24 protein-coding genes are annotated in these 18965 nt (G+C 34.4%); 7 read left to right on the forward strand and 17 right to left on the reverse strand.

Features of this window, described 5'->3' with window-relative positions; genetic code table 11:
- Positions 1 to 15: 15 nt before the first annotated feature.
- Genes AC5P2S_RS13255 through AC5P2S_RS13285 form a run of 7 tightly spaced genes read right to left on the reverse strand, consistent with a single transcriptional unit; the run spans position 16 to position 5008 of the window.
- A complete protein-coding gene (locus AC5P2S_RS13255; protein ID WP_494555191.1) occupies positions 16 to 561 on the reverse strand; it encodes a hypothetical protein in 546 nt (181 codons plus the stop codon).
- Positions 562 to 572: 11 nt separating this feature from the next.
- Positions 573 to 1166 carry a DUF5715 family protein gene (locus AC5P2S_RS13260; RefSeq protein WP_494555192.1) on the reverse strand — a complete coding sequence of 198 codons (594 nt, stop codon included), beginning with the start codon at positions 1164 to 1166 and terminating at the stop codon, positions 573 to 575.
- A gap of 60 nt (positions 1167 to 1226) precedes the next feature.
- Complete coding sequence (locus AC5P2S_RS13265) at positions 1227 to 2210, reverse strand: LuxE/PaaK family acyltransferase (RefSeq protein WP_494555193.1); 984 nt, start codon at positions 2208 to 2210, stop codon at positions 1227 to 1229.
- Between the two features lie 22 nt (positions 2211 to 2232).
- On the reverse strand, positions 2233 to 2997 hold the full coding sequence (locus tag AC5P2S_RS13270) for a UDP-2,3-diacylglucosamine diphosphatase (protein ID WP_283416595.1): 765 nt from the start codon (positions 2995 to 2997) through the stop codon (positions 2233 to 2235).
- A 19-nt stretch (positions 2998 to 3016) separates the two neighbouring features.
- Complete coding sequence (locus AC5P2S_RS13275) at positions 3017 to 3214, reverse strand: hypothetical protein (protein WP_494555194.1); 198 nt, start codon at positions 3212 to 3214, stop codon at positions 3017 to 3019.
- Between the two features lie 4 nt (positions 3215 to 3218).
- Positions 3219 to 3839, reverse strand: coding sequence for a DUF3575 domain-containing protein (locus AC5P2S_RS13280; RefSeq protein ID WP_494555195.1), 621 nt, complete (start codon positions 3837 to 3839; stop codon positions 3219 to 3221).
- Entirely contained in the window at positions 3839 to 5008 is a 1170-nt protein-coding gene (locus AC5P2S_RS13285) for a thioredoxin family protein (RefSeq protein ID WP_494555196.1), read from the reverse strand. Before AC5P2S_RS13285 ends, AC5P2S_RS13280 begins: the two co-directional genes overlap by 1 nt.
- A 344-nt stretch (positions 5009 to 5352) precedes the next feature.
- On the opposite strand from AC5P2S_RS13285, the gene AC5P2S_RS13290 reads away from it, so the two are divergent.
- The 4 genes from AC5P2S_RS13290 to AC5P2S_RS13305 are packed head-to-tail and all read left to right on the forward strand — an operon-like array spanning position 5353 to position 7541.
- Positions 5353 to 6069 carry a DUF3822 family protein gene (locus tag AC5P2S_RS13290; RefSeq protein ID WP_494555197.1) on the forward strand — a complete coding sequence of 239 codons (717 nt, stop codon included), beginning with the start codon at positions 5353 to 5355 and terminating at the stop codon, positions 6067 to 6069.
- 1 nt (position 6070) lies between these two features.
- Positions 6071 to 6511 carry a GNAT family N-acetyltransferase gene (locus AC5P2S_RS13295; RefSeq protein WP_283416590.1) on the forward strand — a complete coding sequence of 147 codons (441 nt, stop codon included), beginning with the start codon at positions 6071 to 6073 and terminating at the stop codon, positions 6509 to 6511.
- Positions 6512 to 6515: 4 nt separating this feature from the next.
- Positions 6516 to 7082, forward strand: coding sequence for an RsmD family RNA methyltransferase (locus AC5P2S_RS13300; protein ID WP_283416589.1), 567 nt, complete (start codon positions 6516 to 6518; stop codon positions 7080 to 7082).
- 12 nt (positions 7083 to 7094) lie between these two features.
- Positions 7095 to 7541 carry a glucosaminidase domain-containing protein gene (locus tag AC5P2S_RS13305; protein WP_494555198.1) on the forward strand — a complete coding sequence of 149 codons (447 nt, stop codon included), beginning with the start codon at positions 7095 to 7097 and terminating at the stop codon, positions 7539 to 7541.
- On the opposite strand, the gene AC5P2S_RS13310 is transcribed toward AC5P2S_RS13305, so the two are convergent.
- On the reverse strand, positions 7542 to 7892 hold the full coding sequence (locus tag AC5P2S_RS13310) for a winged helix-turn-helix transcriptional regulator (RefSeq protein ID WP_494555199.1): 351 nt from the start codon (positions 7890 to 7892) through the stop codon (positions 7542 to 7544). It lies immediately after the preceding gene.
- 80 nt (positions 7893 to 7972) lie between these two features.
- Here AC5P2S_RS13310 and AC5P2S_RS13315 point away from each other — a divergent pair, with 80 nt between their 5' ends.
- Both AC5P2S_RS13315 and abc-f read left to right on the forward strand, forming a co-directional pair.
- Positions 7973 to 8575, forward strand: coding sequence for a nitroreductase family protein (locus tag AC5P2S_RS13315; protein ID WP_494555200.1), 603 nt, complete (start codon positions 7973 to 7975; stop codon positions 8573 to 8575).
- A 274-nt stretch (positions 8576 to 8849) separates the two neighbouring features.
- Positions 8850 to 10445: a ribosomal protection-like ABC-F family protein gene (gene abc-f, locus AC5P2S_RS13320; RefSeq protein ID WP_494555201.1), complete on the forward strand. Its 1596-nt coding sequence runs from the start codon at positions 8850 to 8852 to the stop codon at positions 10443 to 10445.
- Positions 10446 to 10524: 79 nt separating this feature from the next.
- Here abc-f and AC5P2S_RS13325 read toward each other — a convergent pair whose 3' ends face one another.
- Genes AC5P2S_RS13325 through AC5P2S_RS13340 form a run of 4 tightly spaced genes read right to left on the reverse strand, consistent with a single transcriptional unit; the run spans position 10525 to position 12346 of the window.
- Positions 10525 to 10812 (reverse strand): putative quinol monooxygenase, encoded by a 288-nt coding sequence (locus AC5P2S_RS13325; RefSeq protein WP_494555202.1) that lies wholly within the window; start codon positions 10810 to 10812, stop codon positions 10525 to 10527.
- Between the two features lie 16 nt (positions 10813 to 10828).
- On the reverse strand, positions 10829 to 11539 hold the full coding sequence (locus AC5P2S_RS13330) for an NAD-dependent epimerase/dehydratase family protein (protein WP_494557034.1): 711 nt from the start codon (positions 11537 to 11539) through the stop codon (positions 10829 to 10831).
- Entirely contained in the window at positions 11536 to 11718 is a 183-nt protein-coding gene (locus tag AC5P2S_RS13335; protein ID WP_494555203.1) for a GDP-mannose 4,6-dehydratase, read from the reverse strand. Before AC5P2S_RS13335 ends, AC5P2S_RS13330 begins: the two co-directional genes overlap by 4 nt.
- Before the next feature lie 7 nt (positions 11719 to 11725).
- Positions 11726 to 12346 (reverse strand): NAD(P)H-dependent oxidoreductase, encoded by a 621-nt coding sequence (locus AC5P2S_RS13340; RefSeq protein WP_494555204.1) that lies wholly within the window; start codon positions 12344 to 12346, stop codon positions 11726 to 11728.
- Between the two features lie 98 nt (positions 12347 to 12444).
- Here AC5P2S_RS13340 and AC5P2S_RS13345 point away from each other — a divergent pair, with 98 nt between their 5' ends.
- The gene (locus tag AC5P2S_RS13345; protein WP_494555205.1) at positions 12445 to 13341 is read left to right on the forward strand and encodes a LysR family transcriptional regulator; all 897 of its coding nucleotides are present in this window, start codon (positions 12445 to 12447) and stop codon (positions 13339 to 13341) included.
- A 147-nt stretch (positions 13342 to 13488) separates the two neighbouring features.
- On the opposite strand, the gene murI is transcribed toward AC5P2S_RS13345, so the two are convergent.
- From murI to AC5P2S_RS13370, 5 genes are all read right to left on the reverse strand, one after another.
- Positions 13489 to 14319, reverse strand: a complete 831-nt coding sequence (gene murI / locus AC5P2S_RS13350; protein WP_494555206.1) for a glutamate racemase — start codon at positions 14317 to 14319, stop codon at positions 13489 to 13491.
- 250 nt (positions 14320 to 14569) lie between these two features.
- Entirely contained in the window at positions 14570 to 15679 is a 1110-nt protein-coding gene (gene hemW, locus AC5P2S_RS13355) for a radical SAM family heme chaperone HemW (RefSeq protein ID WP_494557035.1), read from the reverse strand.
- A 97-nt stretch (positions 15680 to 15776) separates the two neighbouring features.
- A complete protein-coding gene (locus AC5P2S_RS13360) occupies positions 15777 to 16745 on the reverse strand; it encodes a PorP/SprF family type IX secretion system membrane protein (RefSeq protein ID WP_283416579.1) in 969 nt (322 codons plus the stop codon).
- 19 nt (positions 16746 to 16764) lie between these two features.
- Positions 16765 to 17829: an RluA family pseudouridine synthase gene (locus tag AC5P2S_RS13365; RefSeq protein WP_494555207.1), complete on the reverse strand. Its 1065-nt coding sequence runs from the start codon at positions 17827 to 17829 to the stop codon at positions 16765 to 16767.
- A gap of 49 nt (positions 17830 to 17878) precedes the next feature.
- A complete protein-coding gene (locus AC5P2S_RS13370) occupies positions 17879 to 18919 on the reverse strand; it encodes a PASTA domain-containing protein (protein ID WP_494555208.1) in 1041 nt (346 codons plus the stop codon).
- Between the last annotated feature and the right edge of the window lie 46 nt (positions 18920 to 18965).

The following is an 18965-nucleotide window of genomic DNA, read 5'->3' on the forward strand; positions in this document are numbered from 1 at the left end:
CAACATTGGCAGGATTTATTTTTTGTTTTGAATACCGAAAGGAGTTTTAAAAATTAATTCTTCCTTTTTTCCTTTCAGTTCAAATTTTTTGATGAGAAGACTTCTAGCCATATTCCTCATAAATTGATCTTTGTCACAAAGTTTCCAATAAGAATCTTCGTGAATCATTTTTGGTTCCCGAATTTTATAAAAAGTAGTTTCCCAATTATCTTCGTCGTGGTAAAACTCAATAATGCCAGAATGTTCCGGAATATCTTTATGATCAATCATTCCCATTGGCAGCAAAAAACTGAATGAATTACAGATATAATCGCCGCAACCAATCTTATCGTGCTTCAGAAACTTTTCACCGGATTTTTGATTGGTATAGAATTTTTTGAAATCGTTTTTAAAATCAGACTTTGACAATTTGATTTCAATCTCGTGACTAAAACCCGAATTATTAATCAATAAAATATCGGCTTCCCAATCGGAATGAAAAAAATTAGTCAATACAATTTCCTTATCAAAATCACAATTAGCAGTGACGAAAGCGTGAACCAGTTCTTCTATTTTCAACATCAATCCAAACTTTAATAATTACGAACTGTAACGTGATAACAGCTTTGTTGTTTCTCTTTGATATAAAAGATTTTTCCAAGATTTTTATATTCTTCCAAGACTTTTTCCAATTCTTTTTCCAATTTTGGATTGACTTTCAACTTGTGATCAAAACGGACATATGAGATATCAAACGCTGCTCCATAATTATGAGAACTGATTCCCAGAGATGCATTGGAATTCACTTTTCTTAATCTGCATTGATCTTCCAAAGTCCTTGTGACAGATGAAACAACGAAGAAACTTTTGGTATCTGTAGCAAATTTGTTTGCCATTTTTTCCAAAGTAGTTCTTGCCTTCTTAACCAAATATGGACGACTATATTCTAGGGCTTGCAATCTGTAACCTCTTGATTTTTTCTTTATTTTAACAAATTTGCCTTTAGCAATATATTTATCAACTGATTTGGTATCTTCCAGAATATTGATACCGAAATTTTGAGAAGCCAACAAATGTGGTTTATATAATTCTGTAGGTTCTACTTTCAGAACGGTTTTCAGATCATAACATTTCTGTGATTTGAAAAAAGAAAAACACAATAATAATATCAACGATAAAAATCTCATTAAAAATGATATTTAGATTAGTCAAAAATTGTGTTTTTAAAAATTAAATTTAAATAAAATTTAGGAAACCAAAAGGCTGCATCCACGAATATCAGAATGATCGATTCTACCAAGCACCTGAAATGCCCCATTCTTAACATTTCCCAAATCCTGGGTAGCAATGAAGGAACAGGAATGCCAGTTTGCCAAATCAATAATGTTAATCGCTCCGGTTTTTCCATCATCAACATAAGAAAAAGGATCTTCCGTATTTCTGACAAGAATTCGCATCCAATTTGGACTTTTATAAATGTTGTCACCTAAGGAATAAGCCTGAGATAACAATTCCGTCATAGAATATTCTGAATAAATATTTTCTGTGTTAAAACCATTTTGAAAAATTTTCAGCAGTTCGTCCTTCGTCATTTCTTCTTTTCGTCCTTTCATACCGCCCGTTTCTATGACAGTTACAGAGTTTGAAAATTGGAGTGTTTTAGAGTTTGAGTTGCAATAATCTAAGAAATCCAGTAATGCAAAAGATACTCCGAAAAGAATGATTTTTTTATCCGTTAAAGTTTGAAGCAAATCAAACAATTCCTGGTGATTGTAAAGAAAATAATCATTTTCTGGTTGATTGGATTTTTTCATCAGATAATCCACCATATAGATCAAAGACGAATGTGGATTCTCGGAATAGTTAGGAAGCAATCCTAAGAAAATGTAATCTTCCGGCTTGCCAATAAATTGTTCAAAACTTTTATAGATGCTCTCTTCGTAAAGAGAAAAATCAGCAATATAATGTTTGGAACGATTCATCTGTGTTGTTCCGGAACTTTGAAAATAACTCTCAGCTCCAGAAATTTTATCCAAAACCAAATGATTTTTAAACATCTCAATTGGGAGAAACGGAATATCAGAAACTTGATTAATCGACAAAGGATTGATGTTCAGATAGTCCACAAACTTTTTGTAAACTTCTACATTGTCGTATTGGTATAAAAAGGTTTCCAGGCAAGCTAGCCGGAAATCTTCTTCTGTTTGGATTTCAAAAATAGTCTGCTTCATTTTTTTCAATTCAACTTTTGAATTAATCTTCAAATTTTTTCAGATCAAATTGTTCGCCATCAAAAACGCCATAAGTGAAATAGGAAATCCAGTCGCCAAGATTGATATATTTGGCCTCATTTTCCAAATCCAAAACCATAGGCAAGTGGCGATGACCGTAAACAAAGTAGTCTATTTTTTCAGTTTTCAGTTTTTCTTTGGAATAAAGAATCAAAAACTCTTTATCCTCACCTAAAAATGCTTTGTCTTCGTCACCTGAAATCAATTTGTTTTTCTGAGACATATAATTTGCTATTCTCATCGCAATATCAGGGTGAAGCCAGCGAAATGCCCATTGAGCAGCAGGATTAGTAAAGACTTTTTTCATCCTTTTGTAGCCCTTGTCGCCTGGTCCAAGCCCGTCGCCATGAGCCAGAAGTAATTTTTTTCCGTTGACTTCGTAATATCTTTTTTCAAAAAAAACGGGAACGCCTAATTCTTCTTCGAAATAGTTCTTCATCCAAAGATCATGATTTCCTACAAAAAAATAAATATCAATCCCAGAATCCTTCAGTTCAGCAATTTTCCCTAAAACCCGGATATAGCCTTTCGGAACAACGTGTTTCCACTCGTGCCAGAAATCAAAAAGGTCACCCATCAAAAATAGAACCTGCGCATCTTTTTTGACAGAATCCATCCAACGAATAAATTTATCCTCACGTTTTTTACTCTCAACAGCATTGGGAATCCCAAAATGCTGATCAGACGCGAAGTAAATCTTCTTTCCGGGATTGAGATCAATTTTCATAAAATCTGGATTAAATTGATTAATCAAAATCAGGATGATTGTTGTTTTTATCTCGTTTGTAAAACCACATCCCTATTGCTAAACCTATCACTGCTGCAAATGCCGTCATAAATGCTCTGGATAATTTGTCCGGCGCATCGTTTCCCAAATAATTCATAAGAAATATGATAATGAAGGTGATAAGTCCGAAAACAATATATTTTGGTTTAAAATTCATAATCTTAAAGTTTATATGAAATCATAATCCCTCCTTTGAAGGGAACAATTTCTCCGCTTTTATCCCAGTTTTCTACTCTGTCATATCTATTTTCCTGAGTCTCTGGAAGATATTCTACATAACCTTTGTAAAAACCTTGCTGAGAACCAATCCCTAAGAAAATATCCATGTTCCAACGGTTTCCAATTTGAAATTGGTAACCTGTTGTTATTCCAAACATGTATGAAAATCCTTTTTGGTAAAGCTCATTAAATTTATAAGGAGTTACTTCCCCTTCTTTAGTAACATATATATCTTCTTTCCAATAATTCCATTTTTGGATATTAAAGACTCCGAAACCTACACTTGCTCCCAAATACCAATGTTTAAAAGCCTGATCAAAATAATATCGCCCTTCTATAGTTGCAATACCAAATAAGGCCTGATGTCCAGCAAAGGATTTCCAGGGAGAAATAAATAAATCAGCCTGACCAGTTATATGCTCCGAGAAACCGCGTTCCACACCTACATTTAGTATTCCTATAGGGAGAAACAAGGCATTGGCTTTGATATAAGTTTCATTTTTTTGAGCAAAACTAAAAGTTGCGATGCTTACTAAACCAAGCAGAAAAAGTTTTTTCATCATTATTTTTTGTTCAGAATTTCATTCATTTTTTTGGCATCCTTGTTTTCTTCTTTTGCGAAGTTAGCTGCCATTCCTGCGAACATTTTAGCTTCTTCTTTTTTCCCTAATTTATCATATAATGTTGCCAAAATACTTGTAGAATCATAGCTTTCCTGCGACATTACCACTTTTTCTGCCCAGCGAGCAGCTGTTTGCAATGCAATTCTATCTGTCGATTTTTCAGCGAGTGTACTAGCGGCACCTAACAATTCATTGTTATTGAATTCGTCCGGATTCTTGTAATATTCCAACGCGGTTTTCTCGTAAGCAGGGAAATTCTCGTGTGCTGAATAATAATTTAATTTATAGATATTCAGACTTTTTATCAACTCATCTTTTGGAAATAATCCTTCACCATCTTTCAGAACTTTGGAATCATCGATTGTTTTCGTTTTTTCGTTAGTTGCAGAAGTGACGAGTTTCATCAACTTGAGATAATTATCAAACTGTTTATAATTATTTTCAGGAAGCAGCTCTGTAATCGCAGCCTTGTTTGCCACGAAAACTTTATAATTAGCGTCATCAACAGATTGTGTAAAATTCAGAAGCGCATTAACTTCTTCACCGGAAAATGATTTATCTTTTTTATTTGAAAAATATTTTTCTGACGCTTGTTTTGCCAGAACAGGGTCTTTGCTTGCATAAAGACTGATGAAATTAAGTAAGCCGGCCTGGTCTAATTTTCCTTTCAGGAATTCGTCTTTCAGGTTGGTATTGACCAACTGCGGATTGTTATTTTTCTTTCCCAGTTCCAGGAATTCTTCTGACTTTATATAGCCTAATTCCTTACCAACAACCTCGCCTTCAGCGTTAAGGAACAAAAAAGTCGGGTAACTTCTGACACCGTATTTCATAGCCAGTTCCTTTCCTTCGCCTTTTTCCATATCGATTCTTACATTGATGAAATTTTTGTTGTAAAAATCAGCAACATTCTTATCTGTGAAAACATTTTTCTCCATCAGCTTGCACGGTCCGCACCAGGACGCATAAGCATCCATAAAAACAAGTTTCTTTTCAGTCTTGGCTTTGGCTAGAATTGATGCAAAGTTGGATTCTTCAAATTTGATGGACTGCTGAGAAAAAACCAGCTGGAAAACGAATAATATAAAGAAAAATGATATTTTGTTCATCCTGAAAATAAATCGAATTATCTTGCGAAGATAACTATAATATAGAAATTGACCGAGATACAAGCCGAAAGTTTTAATTTTTTAACTTTGCAAATCTCTGGGTAGACTTTCAGATAATAGACTGATAGAAATTAGACTTTAAAAGTTGGTCTCTATTGGTATTGCAAAGTTGGTTAGTATGTAGAATGTTTCAACTTTGCGAAGCGCAGCCCGACTTGAGCGGAAATCCTTTTTACGCAAAGTAATGGAGTGAAAAGATTGACTACGTCGAACCAATTCGTTAGGTTTGGGAGCGGAAGGCGGAAATAGCTGCCAAAAAAAATTAATTTTATTGATATTAAAATATGAGGAAATTATCCTTGCTTTTTACGAAAGATGGTTTGCAGTGGCAGATTTCTAAGTCCAGAAAAGTTCTGGAGGAAAAAATCTTTCTGAAAAATGAAGAAACACCGGAAAATCTGGTTGAAGAAAAACTGAACGAAGTTTTGGCTTCCGAAAAATTTTCTGAAATCTCCGTGATTTCTGCCATCAATCACTTTTCAATTGTTGAAGAAGGTTTTGACCAGCACAATTTGGGTTATGACTTGATTTCCTACAACGCCGACGTAAAGAGAGATTCTGAGGAACTGATGTTGTCTGTGAACAAAAAATTCGGGATTCAGTTTTATTATAGTTTTCCGAAAGATTTTTATCAGAAAATAAAGCAATTAGAAGTTCCGACGCATTTCAATTTTTCTGGTGAAAAGTTCCTGAATTCTCTGAACGTGAAAAACCGAAAAGAAATCCATGTGAATCTTTATCATCAGCAGGCAGAATTTTTCGCTATTGAGAATAAAAAAGTGATTCTTTATAACAATCTGGACGCGGCCTCGGAAGTTGATTTTCTGTATTTCATTATGTTTACGTTAAGTAAAATCGATTTTGGAATTTCTGAAACCTATTTCTACATCTATGGTGAGACAACTGAAAATGAGACTTTTATTTCAGAAATGCAGAAATTTGTATCTAATTTGAAGATTATCTTTGACAATCTTCACAAAAAGAACTTCCTTCTGAATTAAAATGAACTACAGAATTGTTAAGTACAAAGATTCTCACAAGACAGAGATCCTCTCTGTTTGGGAACAATCCGTAAAAGCAACACATCATTTTTTGATGGAATCTGATTTTGAGCAATACAAAAAGATTCTGCAGAATTTCGATTTCAAAGACCTTGATGTTTTTTGTCTGGAAGAAAATGAAAAAGTTGTAGGCTTTATCGGCATCCATTCAGAAAAAATAGAAATGCTTTTCCTTAACCCGGATTATATCGGAAAAGGATTAGGCAGACAGTTAATTGATTTTGCGTTTTCGAATTTTGATATTCGCTATGTTGATGTCAATGAACAAAATCCAAAGGCAACAGAATTCTACCAGAAAATAGGATTCGAAATCTTTGACAGAAGCGAGAAAGACGATTTGGGAAAACCTTATCCAATTCTCAAAATGAAACTTAAAAAATAGAAAAATGTACAGAATCATATCCGGAAAATGGAAAGCTAAGAAAATTGCAGCGCCAAAAAATTTCGATGTAAGACCAACAACCGACTTTGCAAAAGAAGCTTTATTTAGCATCATTGATAACAAATATGACCTTGAGTTTTGCTCAGTTCTAGACTTGTTTGCAGGAATTGGTTCGATAACTTTGGAATTTGCTTCCCGCGATTGTCAGGACATTACTTCTGTTGAACTGAATCCAAAACACGCAGGATTTATCAATTCTACAGCCAACGAATTGGATATGGGATTGCAAGTCAATATCCAAAGAGCAGATGTTTTTGAATGGCTTAAAAAGAAAAGAAATCACGACAAAAAGTACGAAATCATTTTCGCTGATGCACCTTTCGAAACGGAAGAAAAAAAATACAATGAATTAATTGATTTGGTTCTGAATAACGAATTATTGAAACCCAACGGCGTTTTCATTCTGGAACATCAGAGCAGACTAAAATTCTCTCATCCAAACTTGAAAGACACAAGAAAATACGGGAATGTAAGTTTTTCTTTCTTTGAAAGTCAGCCGATTTCTGAATAAAACTACAATGATATGAGGAATTTCAACATCAGATTACTAATGATTTTCGTTCTGTTTTTCAGTTTGAAAATCTCTGCGCAGAATTCTTACATCAACCAATATAAATCATTGGCAACTGAACTTTCTCAGGAATTTGGGATTCCAACAACTGTTATTCTTTCTATTGCATATATGGAAACCGGCGGTGGTACGAGTTCCGCTTGTAAAGTCCTGAACAACCACTTTGGAATGACCGGAAAAAATGATATCAACAGTTCCCGATTCAAAAGTTTTACAGATTCCAAAGCTTCTTATCAAGCTTTTTGCGAATGGGTTTCGAAAAGAAAATTCTATGAAAAACTAAAAGGTTCGCAAAATCACAACGAATGGTTTGTTGCCATTGCTTCCTCCGGATATTCTACAAAACCTGCGGAATGGAAGCAAAAACTGAACATTGTAATGAAGAAAATCGGATTATAATCAGTTCTGAACCATAATCTTATCACAGTCCTTAACCGCTTCATTTCCCCAATCGCAAATCGAACGCAGGACAGGAATCAAAGTTTTTCCAAATTCTGTCAAAGAATATTCTACCATTAGCGGTGGTTTTTGCGTGTAAACTTTTCGCTCGATAATTCCGTCATCTTCCAGTTGTTTCAACTGCAGACTCAAGGTTCTTTCCGTGATTGTCGGGATTTCTTTCCTGATTTCATTATAACGTTTCGTTCCCATTGCAAGATGAATGAGAATCACAGCTTTCCATTTTCCTCCGATGAAACGCATTGTAACACTAGTTCCGCAAGGAAATTTTTTATTATCGATTAAAAACATATACTATCATTATTGACCGTTATTGCAAAGTTAAGAAACACTACTTATTTTTGCAACTATAAAATTGATAGTATAAAATTATGGAAACATTTCTTAACAAAATGCAGAAAAGATACACTGTAAAAAAGTATAATTCTGAAGGAAAACTTGATAACGAAATTAAAGAACAATTGAAATCGATTCTACATTTGAGTCCTTCATCAATCAACAGTCAGCCTTGGAAATTTACTTTTGTAGAAGATTCAGACGCGAAGTCAGAGTTTGCTGAAGTTTCTTATTTCAACAAAGAAAAAATCAATGACAGTAAGCTTTTAGTCGTTTTTCAGGTTTTGAAAAATGTTGAAGATTTTGAAAAGCAAATCGAGCGAAATTTACCCGAAGGTTCTATAGAATATTACAACAAAATGATAAAACCGCACGGCGAAGATTACACAAAAAGCTGGATGTCACATCAGGTTTATCTTGCGTTAGGTGTTTTGTTGAGCGCTTGTGCGCAAATGGAAATCGATTCTACACCAATGGAAGGTATTGAAATCTCAAAATATGATGCTATTTTGAATAATGAAAAATACACAACGTTGTTCGCTGTCGCAATTGGTGTAAGAGATGAAAATGATTTCAATCAACCGAAACTTAAAGCAAAATCTAGATTGAATTTTGAAGAAATTCTGGATGTGATTTAAATTTTTTTCAAAACCACAAAAGACACAAAAGACAATAATTAGACAATCAAAATTTTATATGATGAATTTTCAGTGCTTATTTGAACTTTTATCAAAAAATATAAAATCTGACAATCAAAACTTTTGTGACTTTTGTGGTTGAGAATCTATTTAAAAATAATTTCTAACTTTGCAGAAATAAAATTCTAAAGATTATAATGTAAAATCCAATTTCTTTTCAGGCAATCTTGTGCAGACCAACTCGTCTGCTATTGTTCATCTTAAAAAAGAAATTATGTTAATTTTACAAGATATATCTTATCAACATCTCAATAAAGATGTTCTTTTTTCGGACATCAACTTTACACTTAATTCTCAGGAAAAAACAGCTTTAATCGGAAATAATGGTTCCGGAAAATCGACTTTGCTCAAAATAATTGCAGGCGAATTACAACCAAAATCAGGAATGATTAAATCTGATTCTAACATGTATTATATTCCGCAAATTTTCGGTCAGTTTAGTCATTTGAGTATTGCTGAAGCTTTAAACATTGATAAAAAACTAAATGCCTTAAAGGAAATTCTAAACGGTTTTGTAACCGAAGACAATATGGAAATTCTGAATGACGATTGGACTATCGAAGACAGAATAAAAGAAGTTTTCACGTATTGGAATCTGCCTGATTTTGATTTGAATCTGAAATTAGAAAATCTGAGTGGCGGACAAAAAACCAAATTATTTCTAGCTGGAATGATGATTCATCAGCCGGATTTGATTCTAATGGATGAACCTACGAATCATTTGGATTTGGCAAGTAGAAATTTACTTTATGATTTTATCAAATCAACATCGAAAAGTCTTTTGATTGTAAGTCACGACAGAGTTTTACTTAATCTTTTAGACAAAACTTTTGAACTCAATAAAAATGGAATATCAGTTTATGGAGGAAATTATGATTTCTATTCTGAACAGAAAAAAATCGAACAAAATGCGCTTGAGCAGAATATTCAAAACCGAGAAAAGGAACTGAAAAAAGCCAAAGAAAAAGAACGCGAAACGATTGAAAGACAAAACAAATTAGATTCCCGAGGAAAAGGAAAACAGGAAAAATCAGGCGTTTCCAGAATTATGATGAATACGCTTCGCAACAAAGCGGAAAACAGTACATCAAAACTAAAATCTGTTCATTCTGAAAAAATTGATAATATCAGAGAAAATCTTCACAGCTTAAAAGACAATCTTTCCGGAATCGATAAGATGAAAATTAATTTTGATAATTCTCATCTTCATAAAGGGAAAATTTTGGTCAAAGCGGAACAAATTAATTTCAATTATCATCAAGAAAATCTTTGGGAAAACAATCTCGATTTTCAAATTGTGAGTGGAGAAAGAATTACGATAAAAGGCGATAATGGTTCCGGAAAAACAACTTTGATAAAACTGATTTTGGGGGAAATAAAACCGACTTTTGGCGAGATTTATTTATCGGAAAATAAAACGATTTACATCGATCAAGAATATTCTTTGATTAAAAATGAATTTTCGGTTTATGAACAAGCTCAGCAATTTAACATCAAAAATCTTGAAGAACATGAGGTCAAAACAATTCTAGCAAGATTTCTTTTCTGGAAAAACGATTGGGACAAAAAATGTGAATTCCTGAGTGGTGGCGAAAAGATGAAACTCCTGCTCTGCTGTCTTTCTATTCAAAATATTTCGCCGGATATGATAATTTTGGATGAGCCGACTAATAATCTGGACATCCAGAATATTGAGATTCTCACATCAGCAATTAATGATTATGAAGGAACTTTGATTGTGGTTTCGCATGATAATCGTTTTTTGGAAGATATAAATATTAATAAGTTTGTCATTCTGAACGAAATGTAATGAAGGAAAGAATCTATAGATTCCTCGTTCCTCGGAATGACAAAAATAGAAACGCCTCATTAATTGAGGCGTTTAAGTTTTATACAAGCTTAGCAAGATAAATCTCAGCAGGCTTTTCTAATAAATTGGGCGCTTTTTCAACAAACTCTTTGATATAAGATTGCTGATTGTGAGCATCCAAACCTTCCTTACTTTTCCAAATCTCGTGGAAAATGAAAACTGTTTCATCTTCCAAACCTTGCTGCAAATCATATTTTTCATAGGCCTCTTCTTTTCTCGTATTCAGAACCATATTATCAAGAATTGATTTCAAATCCTGGACTGATTCTTTTTTTGCTTTTAAAATTGCTGTTAAATAGATTGACATTTATTTATTTTTTTATTTAAATGAACTCCAGAATATCTTTATATACGGGTTTCCAATTCAGTTCTCTCCTAGCTTTATCCGCGTTACAGAAACTATTGGAGGCAAATCCAAAATGTGCTCCCGCTTGTCCGAAATATGCTACAGCTTCATTAATATCAATTGATTCAGCAGGATTCAGATGATATTTTTCAGAAATTTTATTAGCAATATTTTTAATATTGGAGCTGCCGTTTTCTACGTAAAATAAAGAACCAGCTTTTGCATTTTCTATAGCCAGAAAAAACAGCTCTGCTAAGTCCGAAATATGGACATTGGACCATATATTTTCTCCTTTTTCAATATATATTCCTGCATTTTTAGATTTAGAAAACTTTACAAGAGCTGGAATCTGGATACTTTCTTTCTTTAATCCTAAGCCTTGCCCGTAAACCATTGTTGGCACTATTACTATACTTCTAACGTTGTTCTTTGCCGAATTTAAAACTGCATTATTAATATAAACTCTTTGTACCATTTCCAATCTCGGAACTAACGGGATATCTTCTGTAAAACAAAAATCACAAGCTTCTCCCTTTTCCTTATTACCAAAAATTGCCGAGCCGGAAGTAAAAACAAAAGTTTTTCCTGAGTTATCAAGTATTCTCAGAAAAGAATCTGCTGCAAAAGCATCATCAGCGGAATCTGCTGTATGAATTACAATATCTGCTTCGATACAAATTTTTCTCAGTAAATCCTCTCATCTTGAATATCTCCCAAAACTGCTTTGAAATTAAGATCCTCCACAGGCCTGATAAAGTCTTTGTTCCGAACCAAGCCAATGATTTTGTAGCCTTTATCCGAAAGTAATTTTGCAACAGAGCCACCAATATAACCAGTAATTCCTGTAATAAAAACCGTTTTTGCCATATTAGAGTTAATTTAAAACTTGAGATTCTTTATCTGCAAATACAGCTTTCAGATAATTTTTATATTCGATTTCATAATTATCGATTCGTTCCTGAGTTGCTTGTTTCTCCATATCGTGAAAATGGAAGCTTCCCAAGCTTTTCATACCCGTGAAAGCATTCATTCTATGAAAACCGAACAAAACACCTTCATCTACGGAATGTTGATTGAAAAACTCACCTTCCAAAGTAAAAGCTGTTTCCGGTGCGTTCCAGCTTGTGGTTACGAAATAATGTTTTCCGTGCATCAAACCGCCAGTTCCGTAATTGATGGCTGGATTAACTCTGGAACGTCCGTCGCTTTTATAAATGCCGTTGTTATGGCCGGCCGTAAATACTTCATCGATATAAAATTTCAGACGATTAGGAACCTGAAACCACCAAACCGGGAAATGATAAATGACAACATCTGCCCATTTAAAATTTTCTGCTTCATCAACTGGATTAAAATCGTCATTAATATTAGTTATTTTGATTTCAAAACCCTGTTCATCAAGTGTTTCCTTTGTCCATTTTGTAATGGTATTATTAAAACTGCCGCCGGAATGTGCAAATTTCTGCCCACCATTAATTATGAATATTTTTTTCATTTTTCTGACTTAATAATTTAACAATGCAAAGTTCCGACAGAAAAATCAATTATAAAAATAATATAAATTATATATTTGCATTATAATTATAATACAAAATGATAAATCTGGAATGGCTTAGAACCTTTAAAAGTGTCTATGAAACGCAGTCTTATACCAAAGCAGCGAAGGAATTGTATATTTCTCAACCTGGCGTGAGCCTTCATATTGGTTCGTTGGAAGCTTATGTTGGCTATTCTTTATTTGAAAGGATTTCTAAAAAATTAATTCCGACAGAGAAAGCGAAGATTCTTTATAATTTTACTTTGGAACCGCTTCTAAAGTTAGAAACCGCCGAACAAACTTTCCATAAGACAACGAAAACCGAGCGTCCAACTGTAAGTGTTGGGATGTGCTTTGAGACCTTTCAGTTCACTTTGGAAAAGCATATTCCTACTTTTGATTTTAATGTAATTATCCGGTTTGGATTATATGAACAAATGTTTTCGGATTTGGATAACGGATTGTTGGATTTGATTATCACACCAAGAAAGACCAATCTTAAAAACCTGAATTTCGAGGCATTTTCCAAAGAAAAAATTGTTCTGATTAATGGAACAGGAACCGATACTTCCGAATTCCAAAAATTAATTAAAACCAATAAAATCGGAGAAGCGGAAAACTGGCTGAAACAGCAAATCTGGTACAGCACAGCAGCCGATATGGAACATCTGAATAATTTTTGGAAAGCCAATTTTAACCGGCATCCGGATTTTAAACCAAATTATATCGTTCCAAATATCTGCTCGATTGTCCGTTGTTTAAGTGGGAATTCCGGGTTTTCCATCGTTCCTGATTTTCTCTGCAAAAAAGAGATTGCCAATGGTGGGATCGAGATTACGTGGGAAGGTAACAACAAAATTGAAAACACGCTACACTTTGGCGAACGAACAAAAAATATGGTTCAAAACGAGATTGATGAAATTAAAAGTATTTTCAGGAATGAGAATTTTTAATTATTAAACCACAAAAGTCACAAAAGATATAATTTCGTTTAATGAATTTTTATTTACAAAAGGCTTCGAAAACCTCAGCCTGACAATGTAAACATTTTCAGCATAACCATTACCTATGTTAAGCGAAGCCGAAGGATTTTCATAGAATTACAGAACTTTCAATTCCAAATCTATAGATTTTCCGAAGAATTTTTTCGAAATTTTTTCGAAATTCTTGGTAATATCCGATAAGAAAAATTGATAAGTTGATTGATGATTTTCTTCGTTCAAAAGATGATGCCTGTCCAGAATCATTTTCAACTGATTGGCAACGATATTAGGAGAATCAATGACGCGAACACGGTTGCCATAGTATTGTTTGATTTCGTCAATCAGAAGCGGATAATGTGTACAACCGAGAATCAATGTTTCGATATTTTTTAATTTATTATTACTCAGGTAATTATAAATAATCGAATGTGTAATCGGATGATTTTTAAAACCTTCTTCAATTGCAGGAACTAAAAGCGGAGTCGCCAGCTCATCAACCTTGATAAATTTGTTATGCTTGCGGATTGATTTTTTATAAAGTCCGGAATTAACCGTTGCTTTAGTCGCAATCACACCGACATTATTGTGGATTTCGTAAGATACTTTTTCTGCAACGGGATTAATCACATCAATCACAGGAACTCTATCTGCAACCAATGCCTGAACTTCCTGCAAAGCATTTGCTGTAGCTGTATTACAAGCAATTACAATCGCTTTACAATTTTGTTCAAGCAAAAAATTGGTAATCTTTGTAGAATAACCGACGATAGCTTCACGGGATTTTTCACCATAAGGAAGATGTTTCGTATCACCAAAATAAATTAAATCTTCATTGGGCAACAGTCTTTTGATTTCTTTCGCCACCGTTAATCCACCAACTCCGGAATCAAAGATCCCTATTGGCTGATTGGCTGAAAGATGCGTGTAGTCGGCTTTTTTCTTTTTCAAGAGATGATATTTATCTATTATTTTGAACGCAAAGTCCGCAAAGTTTTTTTGACAAATGCAATGTTTTTAAGTTCGCAAAGGCGTAAAACTCAGCAAAGATTTAGCTTTACAAAAATAAGGAAATTAACATTTAAAATCATAATTTTTGTCATTCCGTAGGAATCTCAGAGGTTTTAGATTGACTTCGTCGAACCACTTCATTAGGTTTCCTACGGAATGACAAACCTAAAGTTTTATTAGAATAAAAAACTTAAACAATAAATAAATCACTTGCAATTCCGTCTGCCAGGAACCAATGCTGTTCAGGAATTTTGAGATAATTATCTTCTATTTTCAGAATACCGGATTCTAATTTTGGTTTGATTCCCTGATTGAGATAATCAATGATTTCAGAAGAAAAATTTTGATTGATTTTATTCAAATCTACACCCCAGATTGTTCTGAGTCCGATCATCATCATTTCATTGAACCTGTCTTTCTCGGAAAGAATTTCGGTTTCTTTTGGAAGAATATTTTGGTTCAGATTTTTGATATAGACTGAATTATTGGCAATATTCCAGCTTCTTTCCAAACTGCCGTTATAAGAATGTGCCGAAGGACCAATCCCTAAATACGGTTCGGATTTCCAATACGCCGAATTATGTTTGGAGTAAAATCCGGGTTTTCCAAAATTCGAAATCTCATAATGGTCAAAGCCATTATCTTTCAAGAAGTCTTTCATATAATAGAATTCCTGATTCTGTTCCGCTTCTTCGGGAGAGCTTACTTTTCCATTTTCGATCCATTTTTCCAAAGCCGTTTTGGGCTCAACCGTCAAAGCGTATGAAGAAACGTGCGGAACTTGTAATTCTACTGTTTTGTTAAGGTTTTCTTTCCAGATATCGAAATTGGAAGTGGGCGAGCCGTAGATCAAATCGATGCTGATATTTTCCAATCCAAAATCCTGCGCTCTTTTTATTGAACTTTCTGCTTCAGAAGCATTGTGCGCACGATTCATCAATTTCAGATCTTCATCAAAAAAACTTTGGGTTCCAATTGACAAACGATTAATTTCTGTCTGAGATAATTCTTTGAGAAAATTTTTATTCAAGTCATCAGGATTAGATTCTAAAGTAATTTCGATATTTTCATCAAAACTGAAATACTTTTGAATCTCGTCAATCAGAGATTTGATTTCATCAACACTCAAGACAGAAGGTGTTCCTCCACCAAAATAAAGGGATTTCAGCGATTTATCTTCGAGCTCACTATGTCTGAGTTGGATTTCTTTTTTTATAGCTGACAGCATCTCGTCTTTCAAATTAAAAGAAGTTGAAAAATGAAAATTACAATAGCTGCATTTTTGCTTACAAAAAGGGATGTGGAGGTAAATCAAGCTGAATTATAAATGATTAATTATGAATTGTTAGTTATAAATTGAAAATCATTAACAATTAACCATCGACAATTTAATAAAACTATCTATAACGGAAACCTCTAGTATTGATAAAGTTTTCGATATTAAATCCTATTGACAACATAAAACTGTTTCCGAAATTTTCAGTCAGTTCCGAAACACCAAAGTTGTAGACTGCACCAAAAGTAAAATTCCCTACTCTTCCTTTGATAATTGGTGACATTCCCAGATTCTGACTTCCAACAGCGCTTTTTGCGCTTCTAAAACTAATCCCGGCAGAAACATTGTTCTTTTCTCCAAAAACGGTTGCCATTAAATTATAATCAAAAATTCTTGAAGAATTGGTATTAAGATTCATCATCAAAGACGGTGTCAAATACATCCCGTCTATGAAATGCCAGTCATATCCAGCATTGAAATAAAATTTAGTTGGTGATGGTTCTATTCCGTTATCAATTGGCAGTGTATTGCTGATCGGAATGTCCACAACAGAAACTCCTGCAAAAAAATGCCTGTATTTAACAGCTGTTCCAATATTGACATACGCCAGAAAAATATCGTTGGTATTTTCACCTAGCACCTGGTCGCCCTGCTGTTGGGCATTCAGCTGGGTATAATCAATATTCATGTTATAAAGATTAGTACCGATCCCGAAAGAAAATTGATCCTGACGATCTTCCTCATCCGTAATTGGGATAAAATAAGATGCACCCAGCATCAGTCCATTGGAAGAAATCGGTCCATTCTGATCCCTAAAAAAGGAAATACCTGCTCCGACTCTGTCAAAAACATTAGCATGCAGTCCAATTGACTGTACATTTGGGGATTCACTTAACTGTGAAAACTGTTTCTGATAATTCAGATTCAGAACTACATCATCAGTCTTTCCCAACAATGCAGGGTTGAACAAAAAGTCTCCATCAACAAGATATTGCTGATAAAACGGTAAAGTTTCCTGCGCTTTGGTTTCAACAAAAAAACTGGTAATTAACAGTAATAATATTTTATAGAATCGGTAATTTTTCTTCACAATACAAATATATAAAACTCTAGTTATTATCTAAATATTTTCTCCAACGTTCTGCCGCATCCTGCATATCCTTTGGCATTGGACTTTCAAAATACATTTCTTTTTTTGTCACAGGATGGATAAAGCCAAGTGTATGTGCATGTAATGCATGTCTTGGCAAAACCTCGAACACATTCTGTACAAACTGCTTATATTTTGGCAAATTGACACCTCTCATTATTATATTACCTTCATATCTTTCATCATTGAACAATGTATGACCGATATGTTTCATGTGTGCACGGATCTGGTGAGTTCTTCCCGTTTCTAACTTACATTCTACCCAGGTCATATAGCGAAAACGTTCCAAAACTTTGTAATGCGTAACAGCATGTTTGCCTTGACTCCCATCAACATAGGTGTACATCTGCATTCTGTTTTTTGGATGCCTGCCAATATGTCCTGTTATTGTTCCTTCATCATCCTGAACATTACCCCAAACAAATGCCCAATACAAACGTCTTGTTTTCCTGTCAAAAAATTGTTTTGCAAGATGACTCAGCGCATATTCATTTTTTGCAATAACTAACAATCCGGAAGTATCCTTATCAATTCTATGGACCAATCCTACTCTATCCAGGTCTGAATTATAATTTGGATCTTTTGAAAAATGAAATGCCAGTGCATTTACCAAGGTTCCGTCCCAATTTCCAAATCCGGGATGGACAACCATTCCGGCATCTTTGTCAACCACCACAAGGTCATCATCTTCATAAACGATATTAATTGGAATATCTTGTGGAATGATGACATTTTCTCTTGGCGGATGCGCCAATAAAACACTGATTTCGTCTCCCGGTTTAACTCTGTAATTTTGTTTTACAGGGTTACCATTAACAACAACATTACCAGCCCGGCAAGTCTGCGATATCTTATTGCGGGAAGAGTTCTGACGATGAATCAGCAAAAATTTGTCAATACGAAGCGGTTCCTGATTTTTATCGACTTTGATGTTAAGATGCTCAAACAGGCCACTGTTTTCTTCATCAGCAGAAATACTATCGGTTAAGTCTTCTTCTAAAAAATCTTCGTTTTCGTCCAGCATATTCTAATTTTAAAAAGGCTTCAACTAATTGTTGAAGCCTTAATTTTCTTTATTCTATTACCACTTTTTTAGGCTTAGGCTTATCTACCGGTTTTGTGGTAGATGGTTGTGAAGCCGTTGTATTTTGTTTGACAGCAGGTGACGTTGTGACCGATGCTTTTGTCTGTTGATTATTTGTAACTGCCTTAGGTTTTGGTGCTGCAGTATTTGCAGGCTGATTGTTTGAAGCAGCAGGTTTCTGTTCAATAGTTGGCACTTCTTTATATTCTATCGGAGCCAGTGTTGTATCAATTTTCGGACGATACATATCATCCAGCTGTTTGATTTTATTCTGCAGTTCTGCTGGTGTCTTCTTACTTGCCCAAAGATCGATCTGCATCCCCTGATCCCTGAGAGATCCAAATTCCGGATCCTGATAATAAACAATATCGGAATCATCTTTTCCTCCGTCTTCGTGTTCCACAATTCCAACTTCGAATAAAGCCTGTGCAATGATTTTTTTCGCCTCCTGAACTGTTCTTCCAACTACATTAGGGATAGAAACATTTCTAAGAGGTCCTGAACCAATCACCAGATCCACTGCAGAAAACCTAGGAATCTGGGTTCCCGGTTTCACACTTGTTCCATTATATATAATCCTAAGAACCGCATCCCGCTGAATACTCGGTTCATAGAGTGTATCTCCAACTTTCAACCCAACAAGATTCAGCTGATTAAAAGCCAATCCTTTATATCTGTCAATAATATCAGGGATTGCCACTTTTGCCCAGGTTCTCGGATTAACTTTAAGTGTAATGATTCTTCCGTTTTTCACATTAGCTCCGGGATTCGGATTAACAGCTAAAACCTGAAACGGGCGAAACTTAGGATCATATTTAAAACTGTCCACTTCATATTCCAGCCCAGAATCATCAAGAATCTTAATGGCTTCGTGGACGGTCATATTCATAACATTAGGTACGGGAACTTCTTCACCATGACTGGTATGATACTCCAGCCAACGGAATGTTAACCAGACCAAACCGGCAAAAAGTGCCATTGCCAAAACTATATTAAGTAATACTTTCCAATGGAAAAGTGATTTGAACATAATGATTCTTTTTCAGAAATAGTAACGCAAATATAGATAATTAAAT

The sequence above is a fragment of the Epilithonimonas sp. 33E genome, from assembly GCF_059372615.1.

Excerpts from the sequence above, each read along its gene's own strand:
- AC5P2S_RS13290 (WP_494555197.1), top strand. The coding sequence starts at position 5,353 with ATGAGGAAATTATCCTTGCTTTTTACGAAAGATGGTTTGCAGTGGCAG.
- AC5P2S_RS13310 (WP_494555199.1), bottom strand. The coding sequence starts at position 7,892 with ATGTTTTTAATCGATAATAAAAAATTTCCTTGCGGAACTAGTGTTACA.
- AC5P2S_RS13285 (WP_494555196.1), bottom strand. The coding sequence starts at position 5,008 with ATGAACAAAATATCATTTTTCTTTATATTATTCGTTTTCCAGCTGGTT.
- AC5P2S_RS13345 (WP_494555205.1), top strand. The coding sequence starts at position 12,445 with ATGATAAATCTGGAATGGCTTAGAACCTTTAAAAGTGTCTATGAAACG.
- AC5P2S_RS13315 (WP_494555200.1), top strand. The coding sequence starts at position 7,973 with ATGGAAACATTTCTTAACAAAATGCAGAAAAGATACACTGTAAAAAAG.
- abc-f (WP_494555201.1), top strand. The coding sequence starts at position 8,850 with ATGTTAATTTTACAAGATATATCTTATCAACATCTCAATAAAGATGTT.
- AC5P2S_RS13275 (WP_494555194.1), bottom strand. The coding sequence starts at position 3,214 with ATGAATTTTAAACCAAAATATATTGTTTTCGGACTTATCACCTTCATT.
- AC5P2S_RS13265 (WP_494555193.1), bottom strand. The coding sequence starts at position 2,210 with ATGAAGCAGACTATTTTTGAAATCCAAACAGAAGAAGATTTCCGGCTA.
- AC5P2S_RS13305 (WP_494555198.1), top strand. The coding sequence starts at position 7,095 with ATGAGGAATTTCAACATCAGATTACTAATGATTTTCGTTCTGTTTTTC.
- AC5P2S_RS13325 (WP_494555202.1), bottom strand. The coding sequence starts at position 10,812 with ATGTCAATCTATTTAACAGCAATTTTAAAAGCAAAAAAAGAATCAGTC.
- AC5P2S_RS13270 (WP_283416595.1), bottom strand. The coding sequence starts at position 2,997 with ATGAAAATTGATCTCAATCCCGGAAAGAAGATTTACTTCGCGTCTGAT.
- AC5P2S_RS13365 (WP_494555207.1), bottom strand. The coding sequence starts at position 17,829 with ATGCTGGACGAAAACGAAGATTTTTTAGAAGAAGACTTAACCGATAGT.
- AC5P2S_RS13300 (WP_283416589.1), top strand. The coding sequence starts at position 6,516 with ATGTACAGAATCATATCCGGAAAATGGAAAGCTAAGAAAATTGCAGCG.
- AC5P2S_RS13255 (WP_494555191.1), bottom strand. The coding sequence starts at position 561 with ATGTTGAAAATAGAAGAACTGGTTCACGCTTTCGTCACTGCTAATTGT.
- AC5P2S_RS13295 (WP_283416590.1), top strand. The coding sequence starts at position 6,071 with ATGAACTACAGAATTGTTAAGTACAAAGATTCTCACAAGACAGAGATC.
- AC5P2S_RS13260 (WP_494555192.1), bottom strand. The coding sequence starts at position 1,166 with ATGAGATTTTTATCGTTGATATTATTATTGTGTTTTTCTTTTTTCAAA.
- AC5P2S_RS13280 (WP_494555195.1), bottom strand. The coding sequence starts at position 3,839 with ATGATGAAAAAACTTTTTCTGCTTGGTTTAGTAAGCATCGCAACTTTT.
- AC5P2S_RS13370 (WP_494555208.1), bottom strand. The coding sequence starts at position 18,919 with ATGTTCAAATCACTTTTCCATTGGAAAGTATTACTTAATATAGTTTTG.
- AC5P2S_RS13340 (WP_494555204.1), bottom strand. The coding sequence starts at position 12,346 with ATGAAAAAAATATTCATAATTAATGGTGGGCAGAAATTTGCACATTCC.
- AC5P2S_RS13335 (WP_494555203.1), bottom strand. The coding sequence starts at position 11,718 with ATGGCAAAAACGGTTTTTATTACAGGAATTACTGGTTATATTGGTGGC.